We start from the raw sequence: 375 nt of genomic DNA, 5'->3' as shown, positions 1-375 counted from the left end.
ACCGATGTCCCCGAGATCAGCGGTCTCGAGGAGATCTTCGAGGAGATTTCGCCCATCGAGGACCTGAGCGAGACGATGCAGCTCTCGTTCACGAACCCCTACCTCGAGCCCGAGAAGTACTCGATCGAAGAGTGCAAGGAGCGCGGCAAGACCTACGCCGCCCCGCTGTACGTCGAGGCCGAGTTCATGAACCACCAGACCGGTGAGATCAAGACCCAGACGGTCTTCATGGGCGACTTCCCGCTCCAGACCGACAAGGGCACGTTCATCATCAACGGCACCGAGCGTGTCGTGGTGTCGCAGCTCGTGCGTTCGCCCGGTGTCTACTTCGACAAGACGCCCGACAAGACCTCCGACAAGGACATCGTGTCGGCT

1 protein-coding gene is annotated in these 375 nt (G+C 60.8%); it reads left to right on the top strand.

Translation table 11 applies throughout. The features are described from left to right. The coding region (locus EL84_RS30485; RefSeq protein WP_047844542.1) for a hypothetical protein at positions 1–375 on the top strand (375 nt) is incomplete at both ends.

The organism is Paenibacillus sp. VT-400, from assembly GCF_001029205.1.
Classification (GTDB): domain Bacteria; phylum Bacillota; class Bacilli; order Paenibacillales; family Paenibacillaceae; genus Paenibacillus; species Paenibacillus amylolyticus.
Note: the sequence above shows the minus strand (reverse complement) of the source record. Positions and strands in the feature narration are given on the sequence as shown.